This window comes from Pantoea sp. CTOTU49201, from assembly GCF_032054795.1.
In the GTDB taxonomy this organism is placed as follows: Bacteria; Pseudomonadota; Gammaproteobacteria; order Enterobacterales; family Enterobacteriaceae; genus Pantoea; species Pantoea symbiotica.
The window spans coordinates 1-4,365 of sequence record NZ_DAMBSA010000089.1; the positions used below are offsets into that span (position 1 = coordinate 1).

Sequence of the window (4,365 nt, forward strand, 5' to 3'; positions counted from 1 at the left end):
ATTCTCAAACGTCGTATTCGCATGCAGGGCTTTATCATCTTCCAGGATTATGGCGATCGTTACCCTGAATTCCTCAAAGCGATGACGCAGCTGGTGGAGCAGCAAAAAATCCACTACCGCGAGCACATGATCGACGGGCTGGAAAATGCCCCGCAGGCGTTTTTCGATATGCTGAAAGGCAAAAACTTCGGTAAAACCGTGGTGAAAGTCGCGCAGTAAGCTGTTGTGTTAACACTATTTTTCACTATGCATAGCCGCAATTGAGATATGGCGCGCGTTGAGCGCATGAGAAGATATTTTCCCTACATCGTCATTATCGGGAGTTCTCATGTCGCTCAGCCAAACCCACATCCTGAAGGTCAATTCCCAACAGCCTGAAGCCCCCGTTCCCTTACCTGCTGAACCAGCGCATATCATTTGTGATGATGCCGAAGCCATCGAAATTGCTCAACGTCTGGCCACAGAGTTTGCGCGTGACGCCGCACTGCGCGACCGCGAAGGCATCTTGCCGCTCAACGAATTGGATGCGTTCTCACAAAGTGGCTTGTGGGCGATGGCGATCCCTAAAATCTATGGCGGCGCGGGCGTATCCTGGGTGACGGTGGCGAAAGTCATCGCCATCATTTCGGCGGCAGATTCCGCACTCGGTCAACTACCGCAGAACCATTTAGCCGGCGTGGCGCATCTGGTGGCGGATGGCAGCGAGGCGCAGAAGAGGGAACTGCTGGGCGAAGTGCTGGCTGGCTTGCGCTGGGGCAACGCTTTCTCCGAGAAGAATTCGCGCACCGTCGCCGATTTCCAGACGCGTTTTCAGCGTGAAGGTGATGACGTGGTGATCAACGGCGAGAAATTTTATGCCACCGGCGCGCTGCTGGCGCATCGGATTCACGCAGTGGCGCTCGACGATCAGGATCGCGCGCATCTGATCGTGCTGGACCGCAACACGCCGGGCGTGACCATCATCAACAACTGGTCGAGCTTTGGTCAGCGCACCACGGCGTCGGGCACCGTGCTGCTGGAGAACGTGCGCGCCCCACTATCCCGCGTGATCCCGGCTTATCAGGCGTTTGAGCGCCCGACTGCCGCCGGTCCGATTTCGCAGATTATTCAGGCGGCGGTGGATGTGGGCATTGCGCGCGGCACGATTGAAGACACGCTGCATTTTGTGCGCGAGCGGTCACGTCCGTGGATTGATAGCGGCCAGGAGCGCGCATCCGATGATCACTTTACGCTGGCGGCAGTCGGGGATTTGAAAATTCGCCTGCATGCCGCTGAAGCCTTGCTGTGGCGCGCTGGCGAAGCGATTGATCTGGCGCTGCAGCAACCCGATGAAAGCACGGTGGCTGCAGCAGCGGTCGCTACCGCTGAAGCCAAAGTATTAACCACCGAAATCGCTATTCTGGCAGGTAACAAGCTGTTCGAACTGGCGGGTACGCGCGCAACGCTGCAGGAGTTCAACCTCGATCGCCACTGGCGCAACGCGCGCACCCACACGTTGCACGATCCGGTGCGCTGGAAGTATTACCACGTTGGCAATTATTACCTCAATGGCACCCCGCCGCCGCGCCATGCCTGGAATTAATGGCGGCGAAAGCGTGCCGCTGGATGGTCAGCCGTGAGTCGCGGCTGACCAAACAACCGTTCGCGCAACGTTACGGCTTGCGCAGGCGTTTCGCGGATAAGCCCTCGGCTACGCAGCACCGGCATCACATGCTGGATAAAATCCTCAAAGCTGCCGGGACTAATCGCCCACGCCAGATTGAAACCATCAACACCCGACTCCGTGGCAAACTGTTCCAGCTGATCGGCGATACTCTCCGGGCCGCCAATCAGCAGCGGATGTAAGCCGCCAATGCCGATGTAGCGCGCCGCATCACGCAGCGTCCAGCGTTTTTGATCGTCAATGCGCGTCAGGCTGGCTAAAGCTGAGCGACAGGCATCGGTTTTGCGGAATGCCAGCGGCGTATCCAAATCCTCCAGTGACCAGTCGATACCGGTCCACGCAGAGAACAGCGCCAGCGCGGCCTCTTCGCTGATGTACTGCTGATAATCGCAATATTTAGCCTGCGCGGCCTCATCACTCTCTGCGGTGATCACCGTGATCGCCGTGACGAAACGCAGTGAAGCCGCATGGCGCCCTTCTGCTGCGGCTAACTGGCGGATACGCTGGATATCCGCAGCAATGGCCTGCGGCGTAACGCCGCCGAGAAATATCACTTCCGCGTTGCGTGCAGCAAATTGCGCCCCGCGACTGGAGGTTCCCGCCTGAAACAGCACCGGCGTGTGCTGCGGACTCGGCTCACTCAGATGCGCATCCGGCACCTGATACCAGCGCCCGGCATGCTTAATAGCGTGCACTTTGGCCGGATCGCTATACACGCTGTTCTGCTTATCACGCCGCACCGCGTCCACTTCCCACGATCCTTCCCACAGCTTGCCGGTGACATCGAGAAACTCCTGCGCGCGATCGTAGCGTTCATCGTGCGGGATTTGATGCATCAGCCCCAGATTACGCGCCGCTGAATCCAGCATTGACGTCACCACATTCCAGGCGATACGCCCGTTGCTCAAGTGATCAAGCGTGGTGAATTTGCGCGCCAGCAGATACGGCTGTTCGTAGGTGGTGGAAACGGTGATGCCAAAGCCCAGATGTTGCGTCACCGCTGCCATCGCAGAAACCAGCAATAGCGGATCGTTAACCGGCATTTGTGTCGCCAGACGCAGCGCCGCGTCCGGCTTGTTTTGCCACACATCCAGCTGACCCAACGCATCGGCGATGAACAGCGCATCAAACCCGGCGCGATCCAGCTGTTGGGCAATTTCGGTCCAGTAACGCAGTTCGGTATAGCGATGGGCCTGATCCTGCGGATGCCGCCACAATCCTGCGGAGATGTGGCCCGGCACATTCATCATAAAACCAAACAGTAAAAACGGTGCCCGGCTCATCTTTGACCTCTCTCAGCTATGACGACGCGCACGCAGAGCCCCGACGGCCAGCACAATGAAAATTAATCCGCCGGTGGCGACCTGTTGCCAGTAAAAATTCCAGCCGACCAGCAGCAAGCCGTTGGCGATAAAGCTCAGCAGCACCACGCCAAGCAGCGTGCCCAACACGTTAGGCCGACGAGACGGCGCGAAGGTCGCGCCAATAAAACTGGCACCAATCGCATTCAGCAGATAGGCATTGCCCGACAGCGGCACCCAGGCTTTGACGTTGGCCGCCAAAATCAAACCGACGATACCGGCAATCAACGCCGCGAGAATAAACGCCAGCGCAGTGAGCCGTTTCACCGGCACGCCCGAATGCTGTGCGACGCTGTACTGCTCGCCCATCACCCGCAACGAACGGCCGGTGGCGCTGCGATGCAGCAACTGATAGAGCACCAGCGCAACCAGCAGCAACAGCCACAGCGGCAGCGGAATGCCGAGCAGCGCGCCGTGACCTATAGCCGAAAATCCGTCGGGCAGTTTCTGGCTCAGCAGATACACCGGTTGCCCGCCGTTTGACGACAGCTGCTGCACGCTTTGTCCAATAAACAGCGTGCCAAGCGTGGCGAGAAAAGGCTCCACGCCTAACTGTGTCACCAAAAAGGCGTTAAACACGCCAACCAGCAGCGCAGCAATTAATGCCGCGGTCAGCGCCACTGGCAAACTGACCTGATGCAGCACCAGTGTCACCAAAACCAGACAGGCAATATCGATCGCCGTGCCCACCGAGAGATCAATCGCGCCAATGCGTGTCACCAACGTCATCGCCAGGGCGACAATCGCCAGTGGTGCGACGTTATTCAGCAACACACTGCGAATATTGGAGACAGTGGCAAAAGCGGGCGCCGCGACAATAAAGAACACGAGCAGCGCCACAAAGGTCAGCACGATGGTGGCGCGCAGCCAGCTGGCCTGGCGCGGGCGTGGCGCGACAGCTGATAACAGAGAGTCAGACACCTTGTGTTCTCCTTGACTGGCGACGACGTAACAGCGCGGTTAACGCCACCACTAACAGGATCAACACGCCTTCGACGCCGTTTATCCAGTAACTTGAGACATTGATCAGCTGAAAGCCGTTGGCTATCAGGCTTAAGAACAGTGCGCTGATCAGTGCGCCGCCGAGTGTCGGCACCAGACGACGGGAAAACACCACGCCCAACAGCGCGGCCGCGATCACCATCAACAGATTGTCGTTGGCGCCAGGTGAACTGCCGCTTAATAGCGACACCGACGCAATCGCCGCGATAGCCGCGCTGACGCCACACAACACGTAGCTCAAACCCTGATAGCGTTTGACGCCGATGCCCGCCGCATTCGCTGCCTGCGGATGGCTGCCCACCGCCTGCAAGCGCAGACCAAAGGACGTCAGGCGGCTCA

General features: G+C 58.6%; 4 protein-coding genes and 1 pseudogene. 2 read left to right on the forward strand and 3 right to left on the reverse strand.

Annotated features, from left to right (window positions below):
• A pseudogene (locus RTY00_RS08780) lies at positions 1-219 on the forward strand (NADP-dependent oxidoreductase); the annotation flags it as partial.
• 109 nt (positions 220-328) lie between these two features.
• On the forward strand, positions 329-1,582 hold the full coding sequence (locus tag RTY00_RS08785) for an SfnB family sulfur acquisition oxidoreductase (RefSeq protein WP_312664146.1): 1,254 nt from the start codon (positions 329-331) through the stop codon (positions 1,580-1,582).
• Here the strand turns inward: RTY00_RS08785 and RTY00_RS08790 are convergent.
• The 3 genes from RTY00_RS08790 to RTY00_RS08800 all read right to left on the reverse strand — a co-directional run.
• Positions 1,579-2,946, reverse strand: coding sequence for an LLM class flavin-dependent oxidoreductase (locus RTY00_RS08790; protein ID WP_312664147.1), 1,368 nt, complete (start codon positions 2,944-2,946; stop codon positions 1,579-1,581). The genes RTY00_RS08785 and RTY00_RS08790 overlap by 4 nt on opposite strands.
• A gap of 12 nt (positions 2,947-2,958) precedes the next feature.
• On the reverse strand, positions 2,959-3,945 hold the full coding sequence (locus tag RTY00_RS08795) for an ABC transporter permease (protein ID WP_312664148.1): 987 nt from the start codon (positions 3,943-3,945) through the stop codon (positions 2,959-2,961).
• A partial coding sequence (locus RTY00_RS08800) for an ABC transporter permease subunit (protein WP_409519126.1) occupies positions 3,938-4,365 on the reverse strand: 428 nt, incomplete at its 5' end. The genes RTY00_RS08800 and RTY00_RS08795, both read right to left, overlap by 8 nt.

Excerpts from the sequence above, each read along its gene's own strand:
- RTY00_RS08785 (WP_312664146.1), top strand. The coding sequence starts at position 329 with ATGTCGCTCAGCCAAACCCACATCCTGAAGGTCAATTCCCAACAGCCT.
- RTY00_RS08790 (WP_312664147.1), bottom strand. The coding sequence starts at position 2,946 with ATGAGCCGGGCACCGTTTTTACTGTTTGGTTTTATGATGAATGTGCCG.